Here is a 23,980-nt window from a genome sequence, read left to right on the forward strand (position 1 = left end):
TCAGGAATGGTGGATTTTGGATTATAAGGAATAAATAAAATGGACTTTAACGCTAATTACTTCCCAATCAGTTATATTTGCGCCGAAACAGGCGTCAATCCTGTTACATTAAGAGCTTGGGAGCGCCGCTACGGCTTAATCCATCCTAAGCGGACTATAAAAGGGCATCGTCTTTACACTCACGATGATGTGATGTTAATTAAACAGATACTATTTCTAATGGGCAAGGGGCACTCTGTCTCAAAAATTAAGCCGTTGCTGTATGAAGGAGGGGGCAAAATATGGCATGCCGTTCCAGCCGATGGCTTGCAATCCAGTTTTCAGGGTATTATTCAAATGTTAGAGGAGCTTGATCAAAAAGGTTTAAGCAATGCATTAAATACCTTGTATTCTGTTTACTCAATGGAACAGTTTGCTGATTTGGTTTATCCACAACTGTTGGAGTATCTGGAAAATCAGGTTTGGTTAGGGCGGGCTTGTGTAAGTGCGCAGCGAGCCCTTCTTTTAGACTCGTTAGAGGCTAAACTTTATCAAAATCTTTATCAAACGAAAAAAAGAGCGCGAAAAAAACCTTATTTAGTAATGGGTTTTCTACCAACTACAGGGCAGCAAAAAATAGCTAACATTCATGGCTTAATGATAGCGAATATCCTGAAAGATTATGATCACAAAGTTGATTTTTTATCATCTATCGATACAGCGGCTGAGTTATTTAATTTAAGCAAACAATTTTCTTCTAAGACGCTGGTTATATTTACCACAGCAGAATCCTTTACCGTAAAAAATATCTTACATGACATTAAATTAAGGAACATTTCTAACATGGCCATCAGTCTGGTTTCTCCAAATAATGCTTTGGTTGAATCATTAGAGGTTTGGTCGCTATTGCCTAGCCGTTTTACAGAGATTTATGGTTCTTTGAACAGATTATGATTAAGATTGGTTGTTGCTAGCGTCCAGCAGCTTAGCGAAGCAGCCCTAGGCCTATAAATTCGACCTATTTATCATCCTTACAAGAGAATAGCAATATAAGAATTCAAATTAAACAGCTAGAATACAAATCCTTTTTATCAAATTAATTGGGTATAGCCGAATCTGTGGTATCCTAGGAACCTTATTATTTAAAGACTAATTTAATTTTTGTTATATAGATAGGGCATTAGGCTTATGCATACTGAGGCAGTATTTTATACCATTTTTTTAATTTTTGCTGGTGCAGCCATACTTTCCACGATAGTACTTTACACCAAACAGTCATTGCTCGTTGCCTATATTTTATTGGGTGCTATGCTGGGTCCCTGGGGGTTTAAGCTCGTTTCAGACGTAAGTGTCGTACAGCAAATTGGTGATATTGGTATTGTATTTTTGCTTTTTCTATTAGGACTACATCTTCAGCCTCAAAATTTAGTACATATGTTGAAGAAAATTACATGGATTGCCATTATAAGCTCTGTTCTGCTCGCCGTGATCGCCTATTCTATCGGTCGCTGGTTTGGTCTGGGAGTGACTGAATCTTGGATTCTAGGCGCTGCCATGATGTTTTCCAGTACAATTATTGGATTAAAATTATTACCCACAACCATTTTGCACCACCAGCATACGGGTGAAGTAATGATTAGTATTTTGTTGATGCAAGACGTCATTGCTATCGTGGTATTAATTTTAATTAATGGCGCTCAAGGTGGTGGTTTTGCCTGGAATGATCTTCTATTGGTGGGCATTTCCTTGCCGGTAATGACCTTTTTAGGATTTGTAATTGAACGTCATATTCTTGTTAAATTATTGGCTCGGTTTGATAGAACCCAAGAATATGTTTTTTTACTTTCCATTGGATGGTGCCTTGGCATGTCTTTTCTTGCGCAAAAGCTGGGGCTATCAGAAGATATTGGAGCATTTGTTGCAGGGGTAACGCTTGCCTCAAGTCCAATTTCACTTTATATCGCTGAAAGTTTAAAACCTTTGCGTGATTTTTTTCTCGTTATGTTTTTCTTTTCTATCGGTGCTACATTTAATTTTTCGTTTGCAGCCCAGGTGGTAATCCCTGCTTTCATTCTTGCTTTTTTAATGTTAATTATTAAACCATTGTTATTTAACTTTCTTTTAAGTAAATCAGGCGAAAAAAAATCGGTAGCACGTGAGGTAGGGGTGCGATTAGGCCAAGCGAGTGAATTTTCGCTCTTGGTGGCTAGTATTGCTCTCAGCACTAAACTGATTTCTGAAGTAGCAGCGAATTTAATTCAGGCTACTACGATTTTAACATTTATTGTGTCGTCTTATCTGGTGGTGTTGAAGTACCCAACACCAATTGCCCTGTCTGATAAAATGCGTAAGGATTAAAAATGAAATTATTTGTTATTGTCCTTTGTTTACTGAGTGAACGTTATCTCGTTCATACAGTCTCACACAATAGATTTTACTGGTTTTCTTCTTATTTTATTGGTATTAGCGAGAAATTACGTACTACCGATACTTCTTTATTTAGCCAGGCCTTAATCCTGCTTGCTGTGGTGTTACCTCCCATCGTATTACTCTGGATAATTTTTTATATATTTGGTCCTATTGTTTTTGGTTTAGTTGGTTTGCTGCTTAACCTTGTCATTTTTTATTATTGCTTAGGCCCAGAAAATCCTTTCTATCCTGTAAGGGCTGAGGATGAAACACAAGATAATGAAGGATTAGTTGGAAATTATTTTGCCAAAGTGAATGGACAATTATTTGCAGTAATTTTTTGGTATATTGTCACAGGACCCCTGGGGATAGTTTTTTATCGGCTGGTTTCTTTATGCAGGGCTCACCAATCTACAACCCAACTTGCCCAAGATATCACTGATGTTATGGATTGGATACCCGCACGATTGACCGCTCTGTTGTATTTACTCGTCGGTAATTTCCAAAAAGGGATTCATTTTTTTATGCAAATGTTTTTTTCAGTGCCTGAAAAAAACGATATTCTATTAAGCAATGGCGGTTTGTTGGCTGCCCGAACGAATGAAAATGACCCAGTGCCTATACCTTATGCAGAAAGTTTGGTCGAGCATGCCTTGGTTGTCTATTTAGTTTTTTTGGCATTGTTTACTCTTGTATCCTGGTTGTAAGTAAAACGAATAATAAACCCATAATAGACGAGTCAACTATGATAAAAGTTATTGTCGGTGCAATAGTGTGTTGTGTGTTGCTGGTTTCATGCAAGACACATGTGATATATACTACCAAAAGCAAAAGCCAGATTGCTGCATGTCAATTGGCGTGCGAATGTAAAGCAACTGCTTGTAAGCAAACTTGTCGAAACAACTGCCCACGTTGTTGTGCATCTTCGACGCAATCGACAGTAAAAACGTATAAACGTTATAAACATGAAGTGTGTGTAAAAGGTGATTTTCTCACGCTTCAGTTGAATTCCTTCCGTGATCCACTACAATGCCGCAAAACGACTTGTGATTGTCGTGCTGACTATCAAGTATGCATGCAAGCATGCAGTGGAATGGTTTTTAAGAGCTTGCGACCAGTATGTCCCTAGCTTTAGATTGATGAGGAACATTCATGTTATACCCAAATAGTAACGATATAGATCCAATTGAAACACGTGAATGGCTGGATGCCTTGCAAGCAGTACTCTCTGTTGATGGAAACGAACGTGCTGCCTTTCTTTTACAAGAGCTGCTTAATAAAGCAAATACCGAGGGAGTGAAACTTCGAAGCTCAATTAATACACCTTATCGAAATACGCTTAAACCCCATGAAGAAAAACTGATACCTCCTGACGAAGGGATTGGAAAACGAATTGCTGCATTAATTCGCTGGAATGCCGTTGCGATGGTGTTACGAGCAGGAAAGCATGCCCCCGAACTGGGAGGACATATTGCTTCTTATGCTTCTGCGGCAACGTTATATGAAGTCGGCTTCAACTATTTCTTTAAAGGTCCTAAAGGGGAAAATGGAGGGGATTTAATTTATATCCAGGGACACTCTTCACCAGGTATTTATGCGCGTGCTTTTCTGGAAGGCCGTTTGAGTGAGCAACAACTGGACAATTTTAGGCAGGAGGTCGAAGTTAATGGGCTTTCTTCTTATCCGCATCCCTGGCTAATGGATAATTTTTGGCAATTCCCTACTGTATCGATGGGGTTGGGGCCTTTACAGGCAATTTACCAGGCACGTTTTTTAAAATATCTTGAAAATCGCGGTTTAATTAAAGCAGAGGGGCGTAAAGTCTGGGCTTTTCTTGGCGATGGCGAAATGGATGAAGTTGAATCAGTTGGTGCCTTGTCCATTGCCGCCCGTGAAAAACTGGATAATCTGATTTTTGTAGTCAATTGTAATTTACAGCGACTGGATGGTCCTGTTCGTGGGAACGGTAAAATTATCCAAGAGTTGGAAGGGTTGTTCCGTGGGGCCGGGTGGAATGTGATTAAAGTCATTTGGGGCGGTCGTTGGGATCCCTTATTTGCCCGTGACGAAAAAGGCATTATGCAAAAACGAATGGAAGAGTGTGTGGATGGTGATTATCAGGCTTATAAAGCCAATGATGGTGCCTATGTCCGTAAACATTTTTTCGGCCAATACCCCGAACTTAAAAAAATGGTAGAGAATATGTCAGATGATGAAATCTGGCGTCTAAATCGTGGTGGGCACGACCCGCAAAAAGTCTATGCTGCTTATGCCCAGGCAGTTGATCATCATGGTAGCCCAACTGTTATTTTGGCTAAAACTATTAAAGGTTATGGAATGGGAGCTGCAGGTGAGGGGCAAAATATTACTCACCAGCAGAAAAAAATGACCATTGAACAACTTCGTGCTTTCAGGGATCGATTCAGCATTCCAGTGAGCGATGATCAAATAACAGAAATTCCATTCTACCGTCCAGACGAGAACAGCCCAGAGATCCAATATTTACGTAAACAGCGTGAAGCATTGGGAGGGTATTTACCCGCTAGAAGTAGCGACTTTGAACCTTTAAAGGCACCTGATTTGTCGGCTTTTTCTGCAGTGACTCAAGGTACCGGTGATCGTGAAATTTCTACGACGATGGCTTTTGTTCGTATTTTATCTGCTTTGCTTAAGGATAAAGAATTAGGTAAACGCATAGTCCCTATCGTTCCAGACGAGTGTCGAACTTTTGGGATGGAAGGTTTATTCCGTCAAATTGGTATTTATTCACCCGTGGGACAATTATATACCCCAGTCGATCATGAACAGGTCATGTATTATCGTGAGGCGAAAGACGGCCAAATTCTTGAGGAAGGTATTAATGAAGCAGGTGCATTTTGCTCGTGGATAGCTGCTGCGACCTCTTATAGTTCCAATAAATTAGCGATGATTCCATTTTATATTTATTATTCGATGTTTGGTTTTCAGCGCATCGGGGATTTGGCTTGGGCTGCAGGTGACATGCAAGCAAGAGGGTTTTTATTAGGGGGTACAGCTGGCAGAACCACCCTTGCCGGAGAGGGGTTGCAACATCAGGATGGCCATAGCCATATCCTTGCTTCGACTATTCCAAACTGCATCACTTATGATCCAACGTTTGCCTATGAATTAGCAGTTATTATCCAACATGGTTTATATCGAATGTATGAAAAACAGGATAATGTCTTTTATTACATTACAGTAATGAATGAAAATTACACTCATCCTGACATGCCTGCCGGCGTAGAGGAAGGTATTATTAAGGGGATGTATTTACTGGATGAGGCCAAAAAGCCGAGTAAAAAGCATGTTCAATTAATGGGTAGTGGTACTATCCTGCGTGAAGTAATTGCTGCGGCAAAAATGCTTCAGGATGATTTTGGGATTACCTCTGATATATGGAGCGTTACAAGCTTTAATGAATTAAGACGGGATGGTTTGGCTGTGGAGCGTTATAATCGTTTGCATCCTCAAGACAAACCGAAACGAAGTTATGTCAGTGAGAAACTAGAAGGTCGTAAAGGCCCTGTTATTGCTGCAACCGATTATATGCGCTTATATGCAGATCAAATTAGACCGTACATAAGCGCACCTTTTACTAGTTTGGGTACCGATGGTTATGGACGCAGTGACACTCGTCAACGCTTGCGTCATTTCTTCGAAGTAGATGCTAAATTCATTGTCATGACGGCCTTAGATGCTTTGGCACAGCAGGATATAGTGCCCAAATCAACCATTGTTGAGGCAATGAAAAAATATGGCATTGATAGTGAAAAACAGGATCCTGTAACTCACTAATTAATCACCTTTTAAACAGGTAGCCCGCCATAACTGGCGGAACCTGTGTTTGTTGAGGATAAATATGGCTGAGATTCAAATAAAAGTCCCTGATATCGGTGGCGCAACAGATGTTGATGTAATTGAAGTAATGGTTAAGCCTGGGGATGAAGTTAGTAAGGATACACCATTAATTACCCTGGAGTCTGATAAAGCAAGCATGGAAATCCCTTCACCTCACGCAGGGAAGGTCAAATCATTACAAGTTAAAGTGGGCGATAAAGTATCAGAAGGGGACCTCATTTTAATATTGGCAGCTGAGGAAGTTCAAGAGTCCCAAGTTGCATCCACGAAAGTAACAAAAGAAACTGGAGTTGAGGAAAAACCAAACGCAGAAGGGCCTAAAAAATCTACTACGGCTGGTAGCCGGCGTATGGAAGTTTGCATCCCTGATATTGGTGGTGCAACGGATGTTGATGTCATTGACATTATGGTGGCTGCTGGTCAATCTATCAAAAAAGATCAATCTATTATTACATTGGAAGGCGATAAGGCTACTATGGATATTCCTTCGCCGGCAGCAGGTGTTGTGGAAGCTGTCTCTGTAAAAGTAGGGGATAAAGTATCTCAAGGAAGCCTTATTCTAACTTTAAATGCTGAACAAGACACTGCCGGGGATGAAGTAGATTCTTCTGCAGTGAAAGAGGAAGCACAGCGAGAGCAAGAACAGAAAGCGCCAAAAGAAAAACAAACTCCTGTACAGGTGGCTTCTACGCATACACTTCCCGAGAGCACTGTGGGTACCAATATTCCTGCAGGTCCTGCGGTACGGCGTATGGCTCGTGAGTTTGGTATTAATTTGGCTGACGTTAAAGGTAGTGGGCGTAAGTCGAGAATTACAAAAGAAGATTTGCAAGTTTATGTTAAGACAAGACTAAGTGAAAGGCCGGTTGCGGGCGGCTTTGCGTTGCCTGCTGCCCCCACGGTTGACTTCAGTAAATTTGGCGATATTGATGTCAAACCGCTTAATAAAATCAAACGATTGACTGGCGCTAATGTTCATCGCTCCTGGATTACAATTCCGCATGTAACACAGTTTGATGAGGCTGATATTACTGAACTGGAAGCGTTCAGGAAAACAGCAGGGGATAATGCCGCCCTGAGTGGTCATAAGCTAACGATGTTGGCCTTTGTAACCAAAGTTGTTAGTAAAGCATTAGCCGTTTATCCACAGTTTAATGCCTCCCTAGATGCGTCTGGGGAAAATTTAATTTATAAAAAATATTTTAACATTGGTATTGCTGTTGAGACGCCAAATGGACTTGTAGTTCCTGTTATCCGCAATGTTGATAAGTTATCAGTTGCTGAAATTGCTATTGAAATGGGTGAGTTAAGTAAAAAAGCACGTGAAAAAGGCTTGATGCCTGCGGATATGAGTGGTGGTTGCTTTACCATTTCCAGCTTGGGAGGTATTGGCGGGACGGCCTTTACACCCATTGTGAACAGTCCAGAGGTCGCTATTCTTGGTCTTTCACGTTCAAGTATCAAACCGGTCTATGAACATGGCGAATTTAAGCCACGATTAATGCTGCCTTTGTCATTGTCCTATGACCATCGTGTGATTGATGGTGCAGAAGCAGCGCGTTTTTCCCGCTTTATTGCTGAATCTTTGGCGGATATTCGTCGGATTTTATTGTGATGGCATTTGATTAGTAGGTAACGTCCTATGGCTTGTCTGCAAGACTAAAGAAACTAACTAGTTTGTTGGATCCCGCACATAAAATGCGGGGCGTGGGCGAAAATAGGTTAAATAAGTAGTTTTATGATAATTAACGAGGCGTTGAGATGAGTGGAGTTAAAACAGATGTAGTGGTATTGGGAAGTGGTCCTGGTGGTTATACTGCGGCGTTTCGTGCTGCAGATTTGGGCAAGAAAGTAGTTCTCATTGAACGTTTCGACACCCTTGGAGGTGTTTGTTTAAATGTAGGATGTATTCCTTCAAAAGCATTACTGCATATTGCCAAGGTAGTCGATGAATCTCATGAAATGGCGGAGCAGGGTGTTACTTTTGGTAAGCCGAAATTCGATAACAAAAAACTTGTTGCCTGGAAAAATTCTGTTGTTAGCAAGTTAACCAGTGGATTAAAGGCGCTTTCTAAACAACGGAAAGTAGAGGTAATTACTGGAGTTGCCAAATTCTCAGGAACGCACCAAGTGACTGTGCAGGGAAAAGACGGCACTACCACGATAGTGGATTTTGAAAATGCCATTATTGCTGTTGGTAGTGAGTCTATTAACTTACCTTTTATTCCTGAGGACCCTCGTATTTTTAGTTCTACAGGTGCTTTAGAACTAGCGGACATTAAAGGAAGCATGCTCGTGTTAGGAGGGGGAATTATTGGCTTAGAAATGGCCACAGTTTATTCCGCACTGGGTGTAGAAGTCACTGTTGTTGAGTTTATGGATCAGTTAATCCCAGGTGCGGATGCTGATTTAGTGAATGTCTTACAAAAGAGAATGGCTAAAAAGGGCGTTAAGTTCTTGCTAAAAACTAAAGTCACTGCAGTTGAAGCAAAAAAGGATGGCATTTACGTTTCAATGGAAGGCCAACATGGTACTGAAAAACCTCTTTGTTTCCAGCAAGTTTTGGTGTCTGTAGGAAGAAAACCCAATGGCGGCACCATTGATGCAGAAAAAGCAGGGGTTAATGTTGATGAGCGCGGTTTCATTAAAGTCGACAAGCAATTGCGTACGAATGTTCCTCATATTTACGCAATTGGAGATGTCATAGGCCAACCGATGCTTGCACATAAAGCCATTCCTGAGGGAAGAGTGGCTGCTGAGGTTATCGCTGGAATGAAACATTATTTTGATCCTAAATGTATTGCCAGTGTTGCTTATACTGATCCAGAAATTGCTTGGGCAGGGCTAACTGAGAAAGAAGCAAAAGAAAAGAGTATTCCCTATGAGAAAGGGGTATTTCCCTGGGTTGCAAGCGGCCGTGCTTTGAGCATGGGACGTGAGGAAGGAATGACCAAACTTTTATTTTGTCCGGAAACGAGCCGCATTCTTGGTGCTGGTATTGTGGGTGTCAATGCTGGCGATTTAATTGCCGAAACTGCTTTGGCAATTGAAATGGGTTGTGATGTAGAAGATATCGCCTTAACCATTCATCCACATCCTACCTTGTCGGAATCAATTGCGCTGGCCTCAGAAGTATTTGAGGGAACTATTACGGATTTGTATATGCCTAAAAAGAAAAAAGATAAGTGATGTGTTTTCGCGTTCAATAATTCAGGTTTATAAGGGCTCTTCTTGTGCAAAACGGCAAGCCTTATTACCTCTATATCACTTATCGAATACCATTTATCCCTACATACCGTGCTAAGGCACGGTATCCAAAACTTCACATCACATGGACTGTCAATTTTTTTTAAAATACTTCCTCTTTTTTCAAATAAACAGCCATACTATTCTAGAATGTTTGTTTATTTAAAATGTACGAGGCAGGAGTAGCTATGGCATTCAAAGTACGCCCTATGCAGCAAAATGATATAGCTAGCGTGTATGAAATTGAAAAATCATCCCATCGTGCCCCCTGGAGTCGGGATATTCTAAGTGATTGTGTATTAGTAGGTTATGATTGTCGTGTATTGGAAGTGCCAACTACTTCGGGAGAACAAATAGTTGGATATATTATTTGCCGTAAAAGCTTCAATGTTTGCCATATTCTCAATTTATGTGTAGTAGTTTCTGAGCAAAGAAAAGGCTATGGTGAAAAATTACTGCAATCGGTATTAAATTCATTAGCTAATTCGAACTCTAATACCGTCATTCTTGAGGTTCGGCCAAGTAATAACGCAGCACTGAAGTTGTATGAAAAATATGGGTTTCAGAAAGATATCATCAAGGAAGGTTACTATCAGGATGAGCACGGTAAAGAGGATGCGATTTTATTAAAAAAAGTTATTTCTCAATCTAGCCATTCTTCTTAAGAAAAGCAAATTACAAGACTGGTATTCAGTTTGCTTATTGTAATGAATACCCAGTAAAGGGATATAGAAATGAACGAAGTAAGGCTTGTCTTAAAAAATATAATAATTTTATTCCTAAGCACCCTCTTAATTTCCTGCGAAAGACCATCCTCTTCTTCTGTAAAACTTCCTTTGGCTGAAGTTGATGTTGCATACCCCTTAAAAAAGAACATTATAGAGTGGGATGAATATACAGGGCGTTTTCAGGCTGTTGAAGAAGTGGATATCCGCTCTCGTGTTACTGGCTACCTGGATGCTATTAAATTTAAAGATGGGCAGTTGGTTAAGACTGGAGATATTTTATTTATTATTGACCCGCGTCCTTTTGAATATGCACTGGAGAGGGCCAAAGCGCAATATGAACTTACCAAAAAACAATATGAAAGGGCGATAAAACTAAAAAAAGAGAGTTTTATTGCCGCAGAAGAAATTGATCAACGATTTCAGGAAATGCGAGTAGCTGAAACGCGACTTGACGAGGCTAAATTAAACCTGGAGTTTACTAAAGTCAAATCCCCCATTAGTGGAAAAATTAGTCGTTATTATGTCAGTGTTGGTAATTTGATTCGTAGTAATGAAACTATATTAACCAAAGTAGTTTCGATAAACCCGATCTATTTTTATTTTGAAGTCAGTCAAAATGACTTATTGAAATACATTCGCCTGGCTGAAGCGGGGAAACGCCCCGACCAATATAGTGCTGCCCCCATTATTATTAAATTACAGGATGAAAAGGATTATCCACATAAGGGGACAATGAATTTTTTTGATAACGTGGTAGATAGGGATACAGGTACTATTCTGGGGCGAGCAACAGTGCCTAATCCAGAGGGGATAATATATCCTGGCTTGTTTGGACGAGCTAGATTGGTAGGTAGTGAAGAATACGAGGCACTGCTGTTACCTGATACAGCAATTAATACTGATCAGACTCGAAAATTTGTTTATGTTGTAGATAAAAACAACAAGGTACAGCGAGTATATGTGGAGCTAGGTCCCATTCGGGATAGTAGTTATTATATTATTCGCAATGGGCTTAAAGGGGATGAGCGGGTGGTTGTAAATGGGATACAACGCATTCGTGTTCCAGGTCAGGAAGTCAAGCCACTTATGGTTCAGTTGCAAGAATAGATTATCTTACAGGATGTAGGAATGAAAATAGCTCATTTTTTTATAGAAAGACCGATATTCGCTACGGTAATTTCTATTATTATCGTGCTTATTGGTGGTCTGTCTTACTTTAACCTTCCCATTGAGCAATATCCTCAGGTCGTTCCTCCAACGATACAAGTTACGGCCTCTTATCCCGGAGCAAATGCCAAAACTGTGGCTGAAACCGTTGCAACGCCTATTGAGCAGGAAGTTAATGGGGTAGAAGGCATGTTATACATGGATTCTCAATCCACTGACGATGGACAAATGCGTCTGACAATTACCTTCAAGCTCGGTATGGATTTAGATCTGGCTCAAGTATTGGTGCAAAACCGTGTGGCAATCGCCGAACCCCGATTACCTGAAGAAGTGCGTCGTATTGGTATAACGACAGTAAAAAATGCCCCTGACTTGATGTTGGTAGTTAATCTTTTCTCACCGGATGGCAGCTATGATCAAACCTATTTAGGCAACTATGCTGTTTTAAACATCCGAGACAAGTTAAGACGGATTGAAGGCGTTGGTAATGTACGTCTGGTGGGGGCAAGTGAATATGCGATGCGTATATGGCTTAATCCAGATTTAATTAATTCCTATGATTTAACAGCTAATGAAATAATAGATGCACTGCGTTCACAAAACGTGCAAATTGCCAGCGGTACTTTAAACAGTCAACCACAAAAAAATCAGTATGGCCTTCAATACAACATTGAAACGCAGGGACGACTTGTCAACCCACAAGAATTTGAAAATATTATCGTTAAATCAGGGGAAGATGGACGAATTGTACGTTTAAAGGATGTAGGCCGAGTTGAATTAGGTGCTCAGGATTATTTTACAAAAGGTTATCTCGGTAGCTTTCCAGCTGTAGCGTTACCGGTATTCCAGAGACCTGGTACGAATGCTCTGGATACAGCGAAGGAAATTATTGCAACAATGAAAGAAGTGGCCAAAGATTTCCCACCTGGAATTGAATATAAAATTGCCTATAACCCTACAGAGTTTATTGCAGAATCCATCAACGCTGTTTTCCATACTATCTTTGAAGCTATCGCATTAGTTGTTTTGGTCATTATTATTTTTTTGCAATCCTGGCGAGCGGCAATTATTCCTATTGTTGCCATTCCTGTTTCATTAATTGGCACATTTGCAGTAATGCAATTTATCGGCTTTTCGCTGAACTATCTAACGCTTTTTGGTTTGGTATTGGCAATCGGTATTGTAGTGGATGATGCTATTGTTGTCGTTGAGAATATGGAACGTAATATACGTGCAGGTATGTTACCGAAAGCTGCAGCAAGAAAGACAATGGATGAAGTAGGGGGAGCGCTGGTGGCGATGGGTCTTGTACTTGTCGCTGTATTTTTGCCCACATTATTTTTAGAGGGAATCTCCGGACGTTTTTACCAGCAATTCGGGACAACACTTGCTGTTGCAACTGTGATTTCTGTTTTTGTATCCTTAACGTTAAGTCCTGCATTGGCAACCATACTGCTAAAACCTCATAAAAAAGAAAAAAGAACAACAAATATTTTGGGGCGACCTTTATATGCTTTCTTAAATGGCTTTAATAACGGCTTTGAAAATAGTTCTCGTCGCTATGGCAAACTTGTGGCGAAGGTAACACGTCGTACAGCAGTCATGCTGATTATTTATGCACTATTGATTGTAACAACATTTTTCTTGTTCCGAATTGTGCCTACTGGTTTTATTCCCAGGCAAGATCAGGGCTATTTTATAATCTCTGTTCAATTACCACCCGGAGCATCTCTTGATAGAACTGATCAAGTTGTCAAGAAAGCCTTACGTAAAATATTGTCTATTCCTGGAATAAGTAATGCTGTAGGTTTTACAGGATTTGCCGGGGCGACATTTACTAACTCTTCGAATGCTGCTGCTATTTTCCCAGTGCTTGATTCCTTCGAGAAACGCCGTGAACAAGGATTAACCTATGAGTCTTTGTTGGGAAAATTAAGACAAGAAATGGCTAGTATTAAAGAGGCTATGGTTGTTGTAATTCCTCCACCACCTGTTCGTGGAATTGGGAATGCTGGCGGTTTTAAAATGATGATTCAAGACAGAGGGGGGCGTGGTACTAGTGTGCTTGCTGAAGCGGTAGCTAATTTGGCGCTTAAGGCAAATCAGACAGAGGCAACCACCTCAGTGTTCACTTTTTTTGAAAACAGTACACCGCGAGTTCATCTGGCGTTGAGTCGGGAAAAAGCGGAGCGACTTGGTGTACCTGTTGCAAGAGTGATTGAAGCGTTAGAAGTTTTTTTAGGTTCTGCTTTCATCAACGAATTTAATTACCTAGGTAGGACATTCCGGGTTATAGCTCAGGCCGATGCTGAATATCGCCATACCCCTGATGATATTTTGCGACTTAAAGTCCGAAATACGGAGGGCAATATGGTTCCTATTGGTTCAATAGCCACTATTGAAAACGACGTTGGACCTTCCCGTTTGCCACGGTATAACCTTTATCCTGCCATTGATCTTATCGGTGATGTGAAACCAGGTATTAGTACAGGAGAGGCATTAGCTACCATGGAAAGACTAGCGGCTGAGGTCTTACCAGATGGTATTGGGTATGAGTGGACTGAATTAGCTTATCAACAAAAAATGGTGGGAAATACAGCAATCATTGCTTTCATACTCGGCGTTGTATTTGTTTTTTTACTTTTGTCTGCCCAATATGAAAGCTGGATTTTGCCCATTGCTATCATTTTAATTGTTCCTATGTGCTTATTTTCCTCTCTGATAGGTATTAGAATTTTGGGCATGGAAAATAATGTAATGACGCAACTTGGATTCATTGTGCTCATCGGTCTGGCGTCAAAAAATGCCATTTTAATTGTTGAATTTGCTCGACAACTTGAAAATAGAGGTGCAAATCGTTGGAAAGCAGCTATTCAGGCGGCTCGACTGAGGCTAAGACCAATTCTAATGACCTCCTTTGCCTTCATTTTAGGAGTCTACCCACTAGTGATAGCATCCGGTGCAGGCGCTGAAATGCGTCGGGCATTGGGGGTTGCGGTATTTAGTGGAATGATAGGCGTGACTTTTTTTGGCTTGTTATTTACACCTGTTTTTTATGTGCTAATGAGTAATTTTTCTCATTATTTACAACGGAAAAAGGGAGAAAATTTTGAGATAAAGGACTAAATCATTCGCTGTAAAAACTCTTGTAAATGATTTTTCTCGGGTTGGTTTAACAAATAGGTACGCAAATTTTCTAGCTGCTTGCCATACTCTTCTTGATTTAATGCGCCGCGCATTAATTCAAAACGTAAATAAACACAGTAGGTATTTAAAACATCTGTTTCACAATAATCGCGAATTTTTTTTAAATTACCGTGCGAATATTCTTCCCATACTTTGGCGCCACTCATTCCCATTTTTCCGGGAAATCCAAGCATCGATGCTATTTCATCCAACGGGGCGAAAGCCTTGTTTTGATAAGCAGCAAGAACATCCATTAAATCAAGATGACGATAATGAAAACGATTAAGATAATTATTCCAGCGAAATTGTTGATGATTTTCGCCATTTTCCCAATAAGTGGGTGCCGAAATTCCATGTAAAAGGGAGCGGTAATGGAGTACGGGTAAGTCGAAACCGCAGCCATTCCAACTAACTAGTGTGGGGGTATATTTTTCTATACCTGAAAAGAATCGTTGAATTAAATCTTTTTCATCAGCTAATTGTTCATCACCCAACGACCAAACTTTCAGCTGTGAACCCTGGCTAAGTACTAGCGAAATCGCCACAATTTTTTGTAAATAAAGCGGAAGAAAATCATTGCCTGTTTTGATACGGCGCAAAGCGCTAAGCGCTAAAACAGTGTCTTCATCGGATAGATTTTGTAAGTCATATAATTTCCGGCCAGTCTCAATATCGGGAATTGTTTCAATATCAAATACAAGAATGCTCATTTTATCGATAAAGGCTAAATGTTTCGCAACAAACTAGCATAGCTTGAATCATTTGTGAATGATTACAGAATCTTTTAAAAAATGTTTAAATTCACCGGTATTTTTGCTACTAATATGCAGCCTATAAATCAAAATAATAAAAAAAATGACTCTAAAACAGTTTGGGTTAATTCTTTGTTCCATATTGCTTGTTTCTTGTGCTACTCACCCACCTCGTGATGTAAACCATATCTGTAATATTTTTCATCAATATCCCAAATGGTATCGCGATGCAGTTGATGTGGAGCGTCGCTGGAAGGTTCCTGTTTCAGTGCAAATGGCAATTATTCATCAAGAGTCAAAATTTAATGGAACAGCAAAACCACCCCGCACCAAATTATTGTGGATTATACCGTGGAAAAGGCCTTCGACTGCTTACGGCTACACACAAGCGCTTCGCTCTACCTGGGCTTTGTATAAACGTTCTGCAGGAGGAGGCGGTTTTTGGGCGTCACGCGATGTTTTTTCGGATGCGGTTGATTTTGTTGGTTGGTATGCAAATCAAGCAAATCGTATTGCTGGTATTCCGCGTAATGATGCTTATCGCTTGTATCTTGCCTATCATGAAGGAATAGGTGGGTATCAACGAAAAACTTATTTAAGAAAACCATGGTTGATCCAGGTTGCTCGTAAAGTGAAAGGAAGATCAGAGCTTTTTCAGGCTCAACTAAACCATTGCCGTGGGTCATTACCACGCCGGTCATGGTTTGGATTGTAGAGGACCAGGTGCGTGGCTCCTGTGTTTGCTTGACACAAGATCATATGGATGGCGTGCATAAAGCATGGCAGGTAGGTAAAAATGAAGATCTTAGTATTGAGCAAATGCTGACGTTCCGCGCTTTATGCGCGGAATCTAGTACTTACTTTGATGCAAGACTATATAGATTTCGTACATAAAGCATGCAGGTAGACAAGATAAAGTAAATTTTGTGTTTAAATTAGATGGTGTTACCTTGGTGTTATCGATTTACTAATGACTTTCAATCCTTGAAGAGGTAGGATGAAGGTTATTTTAAGTAGGAGTTAATTAATGCGTTTAATGCTATTGGGTGGTCCAGGTGCAGGCAAAGGAACTCAGGCGATAAAATTGGTTAATCATTTTAATATTCCTCAAATCTCGACAGGAGATATGCTTCGCTCGGCAATTGCCGCGGGCACTGAATTGGGTAAAAGTGCAAAAAAAGTAATGGATGCGGGTGAACTGGTTTCAGATGAGATTATTATTGAGCTTGTAAAAGAGCGCCTGCAGCAACCTGATTGTAAAAATGGTTTTTTATTTGATGGTTTTCCTCGCACCATCCCACAAGCGGATGCTTTAAAAAAAGCCCACATCAAGCTTGATCACGTCATTGAAATCGCTGTACCGGATGAGGAAATTATTAATCGTATAAGTGGACGCCTTGTGCATCTGCCGTCAGGACGAGTTTACCATGTTAAATCCCATCCTCCTAAAAAAGAGTTTGTGGACGATATTACTGGTGAACCATTAGTTCAGCGGGATGATGACAAAGAAGCAACAATTAAACAACGTCTGGCAGTTTATCATCAACAAACAGAGCCATTGATTAACTATTATCAGGAATGGGCTAAAACAGGGCATCTAGAGGCGCCTGAATTTCATCGCGTTGAAGGGATAGGTTCAGTAGATACTATCTTTCACAAAATTTTAGCCTGCATTAATAAGGAGAAATCTCATGCCACTTCATGAATTGAAAACGAAAGAATTTGAAAATTTTATTGAAAAAAATCCCCTCGTATTTATTGATTTTTGGGCTGAATGGTGCGCGCCTTGTAAGGAGTTCGCAAGAGTTTATCAAGTGGTTGCTGAACAATATCCAACAGTTCAGTTTGCCAAATTGAATATTGAAGATGAACCTGAACTTGCAGAGGTGTTTCAGATACGCTCAATTCCTCATCTTATGGTTTTTAAGGAAGGTATTGCAATTTACTCAGAAGCTGGGAGCATGCCTGAATCAGTATTGAAAGATTTGATAGAGCAAGCTATCAATGTTGATGTGAGTGAAATTCGCGCCCAAATAAACCAGGAAGAAAAGTAATCCATTTGCACCTGGAACATGGTTCATTGTTTTTTATGAAGTAAATATTCAGCGAGGGTATGCAGGCTTTGCGGGGAGAAATTTAAGCCAAGCTTCGTTCGTCGCCATAAGATATCTTCACAATGTTGAGCCCATTCCTCGCCACATAAATAATCCACCTCAATTTGATAAAGTCCATTGCCAAAATAATAACCAAGGTCGGTCATATTTTTGCAGTCTGCTAACAATTTCTCAGTTCGTGTGCCATAGTCGGCAAGATATCGTTCTTTAATATCATCCGCTAGCCAAAAGTATTTCTCTCTGGCGTAAAAAACATACTCTTTGTAAGACATATTATCTAACTTCGCGCCAGGAAGCGTGATATGTTCTGTTTGGGACGTTTCTAAATAGGGGAAGACAGCTTTTAATTTATTAACTGCTTCTAAAGATAACTGACGATATGTGGTAATTTTACCGCCATAAATTGTTACTGCCGGGGCAGGCGAATCCGTGTAAGAATAAGCATAATCACGACTTAGGGCTTTAAGTTCTCCTGAGGCGGCTAGTAAGGGTCTAACACCACTCCAAGTATTGATAATATCTTCTCGTTGAACTGACGTACGCAGGTAGTGGTTGACTAAAGCACATAAATAATCAACTTCGGCGTTTGATATACTGACTTCATCCAGCGATCCCTTAAATTCAACATCAGTAGTTCCAATCATGGTATAACCGTGATAGGGAACAATAAATACAATGCGTTTGTCTTCATGCTGCAACAGATAGGCGTGGTTTCCTTCATAGAGTTTGTGAACTACAAGATGGCTGCCCTTTACTAACGATAGTTTGAATTGATTAGGAATTCCAAGTAGAGCGTTGCATGATTCAACCCACGGGCCCGTGGCATTAATCACAGTTTTTGCTCTAAAAATTTTTTCCTCTCCTTGTTCTGTTTGAACAGTTAAAATCCAAATACGATTTTCTACCCTCGTGTGTACAACTTTCATGTAATTATAAATACTGGCACCATATTCCTTTGCAAGCAAGGCATTGGCAATGGTCAACCTGGAGTCATCGGTTGTACAATCATAAAATAAAAAACCTTTATCATATTGTATCTTCAGCGGAGAAAAATAAGGACCTTGTTTTCGCCGAATAAATTTGCTTTTTGGTAATTGATTACTTCGGCTTAAATTATCATAAAGAAACAATCCCGTTCGTAATAGCCATGTAGGTCGCATATTTTGCTGATAAGGCAAAACGAATAATTGAGGCCGAACAAGATGGGGTGCCAATGTTAATAAGCGTTGACGCTCGTCCAATGCTTTTTTTACAAGTCTAAAATCATAATACTCAAGATAACGTAAGCCACCATGGATGAGTTTGCTGCTACTGGAGGACGTTTTTGAGGCAAGATCGCCCTGCTCCAACAGAACAACGGATAAGCCGCGCAGCGCAGCATCTGCAGCCGTCCCACAACCATTAATTCCGCCCCCTATTACTACAACGTCAAAAACTTTCTCCATAGACTTGTCCTTATAAAAAGCCAGTATGCTATTGCCCCCGTATCCCACGAATTGTCTAGACGCATAGGTGTTAACTTAGGAGGAGTAGCCTTAATGAAGCAATAACGTGATCAAGGCTTCACTTCCAAAGTAAAGTAGGGTCGTTTGACTAAACAATCCCAATTAATTACTCTAAAATGTTTATCTCAACGATAGCATGAATTTAATCCCTCTGTGTTTCAAGTTGCTGCATCTTCCATAATATCGCGATAATAGTTTTAAAAGCTGAAAATTAATTATAAATTTACTAATAATTCTAGTATTTTCAAATGATATAGTTATTACACTATTTGATAAATCCAAATTATAGGGAAATAAAGCATGAGCTATCTTCTTGCGATTGATCAAGGTACGAGTAGCACCAGGGCAATAGTATATGACACCTTAGGTAAACCTATAGCAACCAGTCAGTACATACTTACCCAATTTTATCCTAATTCGGGTTGGGTAGAACATGATCCTGAGGAAATTTGGTCTAAAACCCTTAAAGCAATGCAAGATGTTGTCGCTCAAGTTAAATGTGAAAAAATCCTTGCTTGCGGTATCACCAACCAGCGAGAAACGACAGTAATTTGGGATAAAACAACGGGCCAATGTTTGGCTCCAGCCATCGTATGGCAAGACCGACGAACGGAAGCATTCTGTCAATCGCTATCTAAATATGCCACTTTATTGCAAGAAAAAACAGGCTTGTTGCCTGATCCCTATTTTTCGGCAAGTAAACTACACTGGCTTTTAGAGTCGATTCCTGAGGCACGAGCTTTAGCTGCCAAAAATCAACTTGCTTTTGGGACAATGGATACGTTTCTGCTTTGGCGCCTAACGAATGGCCAAGCGCATTTAACAGATGTAAGCAATGCTTCACGTACCTTGTTATTTAATATTATTGAGCAACAATGGGATGACGAACTGCTTGCATTATTTAAGATACCTATTTCTATCTTGCCTGAAGTATGTGCAAGTGATGCCCACTTTGGTGAAATTGACAAAGCTCATTTAGGTATCAGCATTCCCATCACAGGGATAGCTGGTGATCAGCAATCAGCCTTGATTGGGCAGCGCTGTTTTTATGATGGTATGACCAAGGCTACCTTTGGCACGGGTGGGTTCTTGCTAATGAACACGGGTGAGAAACCCGTAAAATCATCCCATAAATTATTAACAACGATTGCTTATCGTATAAAAGGAAAAACGGCTTACGGTTTGGAAGGTAGTCTCTACCATGCAGGTACCACCGTCAAATGGCTACGTGATGAGATGAAATTGATTAATACCGCAGCTGAAACTGAAACACTTGCAATGAGTCTGGAAAGTAACGAAGGCGTCTATTTGGTCCCTTCATTTACAGGTCTTGGTGCCCCCCACTGGATTTCTACACCGGGTGCTGCCATTGTTGGGCTAAGTCGAACGACTAATCGGGCTCATTTTGCGCGAGCCTCGTTAGAGGCTGTTTGTTATCAAACGCGAGATGTTCTTGATTGCATGAGACAAGACAGCAATCTCAATGTGACGTTATTACGCGTTGACGGTGGTATGGCCGCAAATCAGTGGTTCTTGCAATATTTGGCCTCCCAGTGTCAAGTAACAGTACAGCAACCTGTAAATATAGAAACAACTGCCCAGGGGGCAGCGATGCTTGCTGCTATTGGGTGTGGGGTAGTTAATTCATTAGATGATTTACAAAAGAATTGGCAATGTCAGAGAGAGTTTTTTAGCGAAAAAAGCAAAAATACTGAAAGTGATTATGCTGGTTGGAACAGGGCTTTAAGAATGGTGAAGACAAAATAGAATTAAACCGTCTCTTAAGCTTGGCCATGTTCTATTCGGTAAAATGCTAATGCATTCAGATAAAATATTTTTTCAGCTTGCATAGGTTCAAAGACATCAAGAATAAGTTGTATATCTTGGTCCATAAATGGCCGGAGAGCACGAGTTGATGGTAAATCGGTCCCAAACATTAAAGCATCAGGATTGGCAAGACTAATGTCTTTTAGTATTTGGGACACATTGAAATCAACTCGCCCAAATCCTGTTGCCTTAACTTTAACTCCTCGCTCAGCTAACGCCAAAAGGGTAGGTAAGCCCTCCCGGGATAAACCAAGATGATCAATACTGACGGCGGGTAGCTTGAGCAAAACAGAAGAAAGCTCTGCTAAATCGCCTGAGTCTATATATAATTCCACATGCCAATTAGCAAGTTCATAAACCCTTGTGGCAAAAGACTGCAGGAAGGTGACATTTTCCGAACCGCCGCGTTTAAGATTAAAACGAAGTCCACGAACACCAGCGCTCTTTAAATTTAAAATTTCATCGTCTGAAACAGAAGAAGGTAATTGAGTTATTCCTGCAAAATTAGGACCTAATTCTTGTAAACTTGTTAATAAGTAATGTTGATCAAATCCCTGGAACGAGCCAGAAACAACAATGCCTCCTAATACGTTAAAATGCGCAAGCCGTTTATAATAATCAACAATAGTAAAAGGTGGAGGCAGATAATTGTTGTTTGGGATTAGAGGGAATCGTGGATCAATGATATGGAAATGGCTATCGAAAAAAGAAATCCTTTGCATTTTGTCCCTCTCAATTCGGACGTCCGCGGCTTGTCCGCGGGATCTAGAAGTACTGCACTAAACACTGGATCCCGCGGGCAAATTTTTGTGCACATTTAAATCATTCAATACCTTAGTAACTAACTGTTATTTAACATCGCGCTCAGGTTCACCGGTGTAAAGTTGGCGAGGTCTGCCAATTTTTGACTTATTTTCGACCATTTCCATCCAATGAGACATCCATCCGACCGTTCTTGCAAGCGCAAAAATGACGGTATACATGTTGGTAGGAATACCAATGGCACTTAGTGTAATTCCGGAATAGAAGTCAACATTAGGGTATAATTTTTTCTCAATGAAGTAGTCATCTTCCAGGGCAATACGCTCCAGTTCCAAAGCCAGCTTAAATAAAGGAGCATCATGTGCACCCACCGCATTTAGTACTTCATAACAAGTTTTACGCATCACTTTTGCGCGTGGGTCATAGCTTTTATAAACGCGGTGTCCAAAACCCATTAAACGGAAGGGATCATCCTTATCTTTGGCTCGCTTAATGTAGTGGTTAATGTGCTTAACATCGCCAATTTCCTTTAACATATTTAAACAAGCTTCGTTCGCACCCCCATGGGCAGGCCCCCATAATGCACCGATTCCTGCAGAAATACAGGCATAAGGATTAGCTCCCGTCGACCCTGCAAGCCTTACGGTAGATGTTGAAGCGTTTTGTTCATGATCAGCATGGAGTGTAAAAATTGTATCCATTGCCTTGACGATGACCGGGTTCGGTAAGACATCTTCAGTAGGCACACCAAACATCATATGTAAGAAGTTTTCTGCATAAGACATTTTATTCTGTGGATACATATAGGGTTGCCCAATAGAATATTTATAACTCATGGCAGCAAGGGTAGGCATTTTTGCAATCAAGCGAATCGCTGAAATATAGCGATCTTTATGATTCGTTAAGTCAATAGAATCATGATAAAACGCAGATAAAGCACCTACAATTCCTACCATGATTGCCATGGGGTGGGCATCTCGACGAAAGCCGTTTAAAAAGTTATACATCTGTTGATGCACCATCGTATGGTTGTTAATCAGACCAACAAAATCCTTCTTTTCTTTTTCATCAGGAAGTTCGCCATTGAGTAGTAAATAGCTGACATCAAGAAAGTCTTTTTTTTCTGCTAATTGTTCAATTGGGTAACCTCTGTACAGTAATATTCCTTGTTCTCCATCAATATATGTAATTTTTGATTCACAGGAAGCTGTCGCTACAAAGCCTGGATCAAAAGTAAAATACCCTTGTGCAGCCAGCTTATTGATATCAATTACATCATTACCAAGTGTTGGGCTATATATCGGAAGCTCAATGGGATCATGGCCCTCTATATTAAGTTGTGCACCTCTTTGAGTCATCGCGTCTCCTAAGTTGTGGCTTCATAGCCTATCGCTTGCGTTAGTGCGCAGAACTATATAAAAATGGTTCTTTACAGTCAATTTATCTCTGTGCAAATTCAATTTTAACATGAGACAATTATAGCTTTTAATAGGGAATTAAGAATGATAAAGCCAGCGGAATTACCGTTCAACAAGCGCGGAGCCGTTTACCATCTGGATTTGCTAGAAGAAGAAATTGCTGATCTTATTATTACGGTAGGTGATCCGGGACGGGTCCAGCAAGTTAGTCAATATTTCGACAGATTAGAGTTTCAATGCTCACATAGAGAATTTATAACGCATACCGGCTATATTGGTTCACGTAGATTAAGTGTGATTTCAACTGGAATAGGTATGCCTAATATTGATATTGTCATGACTGAAATTGACGCTCTAGCCAATATCGACTTGTCCACACGAACGATACGAGACAAAACACGGTCATTAACTATCATTCGTCTTGGAACAACAGGAGGCATCAAACCGGATTGTAAGCCTGGTGATGTAATGATCAGTCGTTATGGAATTGGGTTTGACAGTTTTCTTAGTTATTACGATTATGAATTATCTTCGGATCTGGAAGACTTAGAAGCAGCGCTACGCAATCATTTAGGCACAGAAACGGGTCCTTTTTTTGTTGCTGAGGGAAATCAGCAATTGGTGGATAATTTTAAGAGTCTTGGTACGGTAGGTATTACGGCAACTTGTGGTGGCTTTTATGGCCCACAGGGTAGGGGGGTGCGTCTTCCCTTACGCTATCGAAATTTTTTAAATCGATTGAGTAAGTTTAATTTTGCGGGTTTAAATATAACCAACCTTGAAATGGAAACTGCTGCAATATTAGGTTTGGGAAGTTTACTGGGACACCGCTGTCTGTCAGTGAGTGTGGTCTTAGCCAATCGCATGACAGGTGATTTTCTGCATAATATTAAATTAAATGTTGATAAATTTATCATTAGTTTTTTGGAGCGTATCCCGTATTTACCTTCGACTTAAGCAGTTAAAATTTAGAAGTGGTGATTAAAATACTGTTTTCTGGCCACGGGA

18 protein-coding genes are annotated in these 23,980 nt (G+C 40.3%); 14 read left to right on the forward strand and 4 right to left on the reverse strand.

Annotation, left to right across the window (positions count from 1 at the left end; all coding sequences use genetic code 11):
- The first annotated feature begins 39 nt into the window (after positions 1-39).
- The 9 genes from Ljam_RS02900 to Ljam_RS02940 all read left to right on the forward strand — a co-directional run bounded on the left by Ljam_RS02900 (position 40) and on the right by Ljam_RS02940 (position 14,534).
- Entirely contained in the window at positions 40-933 is an 894-nt protein-coding gene (locus Ljam_RS02900) for a MerR family transcriptional regulator (protein ID WP_058448631.1), read from the forward strand.
- 234 nt (positions 934-1,167) lie between these two features.
- Positions 1,168-2,337: a cation:proton antiporter gene (locus Ljam_RS02905; protein ID WP_058448632.1), complete on the forward strand. Its 1,170-nt coding sequence runs from the start codon at positions 1,168-1,170 to the stop codon at positions 2,335-2,337.
- 2 nt (positions 2,338-2,339) lie between these two features.
- Positions 2,340-3,095 (forward strand): regulatory signaling modulator protein AmpE, encoded by a 756-nt coding sequence (gene ampE, locus Ljam_RS02910; RefSeq protein ID WP_058448633.1) that lies wholly within the window; start codon positions 2,340-2,342, stop codon positions 3,093-3,095.
- Between the two features lie 445 nt (positions 3,096-3,540).
- Positions 3,541-6,204, forward strand: coding sequence for a pyruvate dehydrogenase (acetyl-transferring), homodimeric type (gene aceE / locus Ljam_RS02915; protein ID WP_058448634.1), 2,664 nt, complete (start codon positions 3,541-3,543; stop codon positions 6,202-6,204).
- A 64-nt stretch (positions 6,205-6,268) separates the two neighbouring features.
- On the forward strand, positions 6,269-7,882 hold the full coding sequence (gene aceF, locus Ljam_RS02920) for a dihydrolipoyllysine-residue acetyltransferase (protein WP_058448635.1): 1,614 nt from the start codon (positions 6,269-6,271) through the stop codon (positions 7,880-7,882).
- 146 nt (positions 7,883-8,028) lie between these two features.
- Positions 8,029-9,456 carry a dihydrolipoyl dehydrogenase gene (gene lpdA, locus Ljam_RS02925; RefSeq protein ID WP_058448636.1) on the forward strand — a complete coding sequence of 476 codons (1,428 nt, stop codon included), beginning with the start codon at positions 8,029-8,031 and terminating at the stop codon, positions 9,454-9,456.
- 245 nt (positions 9,457-9,701) lie between these two features.
- A complete protein-coding gene (gene rimI, locus Ljam_RS02930) occupies positions 9,702-10,178 on the forward strand; it encodes a ribosomal protein S18-alanine N-acetyltransferase (protein WP_058448637.1) in 477 nt (158 codons plus the stop codon).
- 69 nt (positions 10,179-10,247) lie between these two features.
- Positions 10,248-11,348, forward strand: a complete 1,101-nt coding sequence (locus Ljam_RS02935) for an efflux RND transporter periplasmic adaptor subunit (RefSeq protein ID WP_058448638.1) — start codon at positions 10,248-10,250, stop codon at positions 11,346-11,348.
- Positions 11,349-11,369: 21 nt separating this feature from the next.
- Positions 11,370-14,534 carry an efflux RND transporter permease subunit gene (locus Ljam_RS02940; RefSeq protein ID WP_058448639.1) on the forward strand — a complete coding sequence of 1,055 codons (3,165 nt, stop codon included), beginning with the start codon at positions 11,370-11,372 and terminating at the stop codon, positions 14,532-14,534.
- Here the strand turns inward: Ljam_RS02940 and Ljam_RS02945 are convergent.
- Positions 14,531-15,304: a 3'-5' exonuclease gene (locus Ljam_RS02945; RefSeq protein ID WP_058448640.1), complete on the reverse strand. Its 774-nt coding sequence runs from the start codon at positions 15,302-15,304 to the stop codon at positions 14,531-14,533. The two genes, Ljam_RS02940 and Ljam_RS02945, sit on opposite strands and share 4 nt — an antisense overlap.
- A gap of 145 nt (positions 15,305-15,449) precedes the next feature.
- Here Ljam_RS02945 and Ljam_RS02950 point away from each other — a divergent pair, with 145 nt between their 5' ends.
- The 3 genes from Ljam_RS02950 to Ljam_RS02960 all read left to right on the forward strand — a co-directional run bounded on the left by Ljam_RS02950 (position 15,450) and on the right by Ljam_RS02960 (position 17,400).
- On the forward strand, positions 15,450-16,061 hold the full coding sequence (locus Ljam_RS02950; RefSeq protein ID WP_058448641.1) for a transglycosylase SLT domain-containing protein: 612 nt from the start codon (positions 15,450-15,452) through the stop codon (positions 16,059-16,061).
- 312 nt (positions 16,062-16,373) lie between these two features.
- Entirely contained in the window at positions 16,374-17,051 is a 678-nt protein-coding gene (gene adk / locus Ljam_RS02955) for an adenylate kinase (RefSeq protein ID WP_058448642.1), read from the forward strand.
- On the forward strand, positions 17,038-17,400 hold the full coding sequence (locus Ljam_RS02960; RefSeq protein ID WP_058448643.1) for a thioredoxin family protein: 363 nt from the start codon (positions 17,038-17,040) through the stop codon (positions 17,398-17,400). The genes adk and Ljam_RS02960 overlap by 14 nt, the downstream gene beginning before the upstream one ends.
- Before the next feature lie 23 nt (positions 17,401-17,423).
- Here the strand turns inward: Ljam_RS02960 and glpD are convergent, their stop codons facing one another.
- Positions 17,424-18,905 (reverse strand): glycerol-3-phosphate dehydrogenase, encoded by a 1,482-nt coding sequence (gene glpD, locus Ljam_RS02965; RefSeq protein WP_058448644.1) that lies wholly within the window; start codon positions 18,903-18,905, stop codon positions 17,424-17,426.
- Between the two features lie 360 nt (positions 18,906-19,265).
- Between glpD and glpK the strand changes: the two genes are divergently transcribed.
- Positions 19,266-20,732, forward strand: coding sequence for a glycerol kinase GlpK (glpK, locus tag Ljam_RS02970; protein ID WP_058448645.1), 1,467 nt, complete (start codon positions 19,266-19,268; stop codon positions 20,730-20,732).
- A gap of 14 nt (positions 20,733-20,746) precedes the next feature.
- Here glpK and Ljam_RS02975 read toward each other — a convergent pair whose 3' ends face one another.
- Positions 20,747-21,514, reverse strand: coding sequence for an amidohydrolase family protein (locus Ljam_RS02975; RefSeq protein ID WP_058448646.1), 768 nt, complete (start codon positions 21,512-21,514; stop codon positions 20,747-20,749).
- A gap of 126 nt (positions 21,515-21,640) precedes the next feature.
- Positions 21,641-22,912 (reverse strand): citrate synthase, encoded by a 1,272-nt coding sequence (gltA, locus tag Ljam_RS02980; RefSeq protein ID WP_058448647.1) that lies wholly within the window; start codon positions 22,910-22,912, stop codon positions 21,641-21,643.
- A gap of 144 nt (positions 22,913-23,056) precedes the next feature.
- On the opposite strand from gltA, the gene Ljam_RS02985 reads away from it, so the two are divergent.
- A complete protein-coding gene (locus tag Ljam_RS02985) occupies positions 23,057-23,929 on the forward strand; it encodes a nucleoside phosphorylase (protein ID WP_058448648.1) in 873 nt (290 codons plus the stop codon).
- The last annotated feature ends 51 nt before the right edge of the window (positions 23,930-23,980 follow it).

Source organism: Legionella jamestowniensis, from assembly GCF_001467745.1.
Lineage (GTDB): Bacteria > Pseudomonadota > Gammaproteobacteria > Legionellales > Legionellaceae > Tatlockia > Tatlockia jamestowniensis.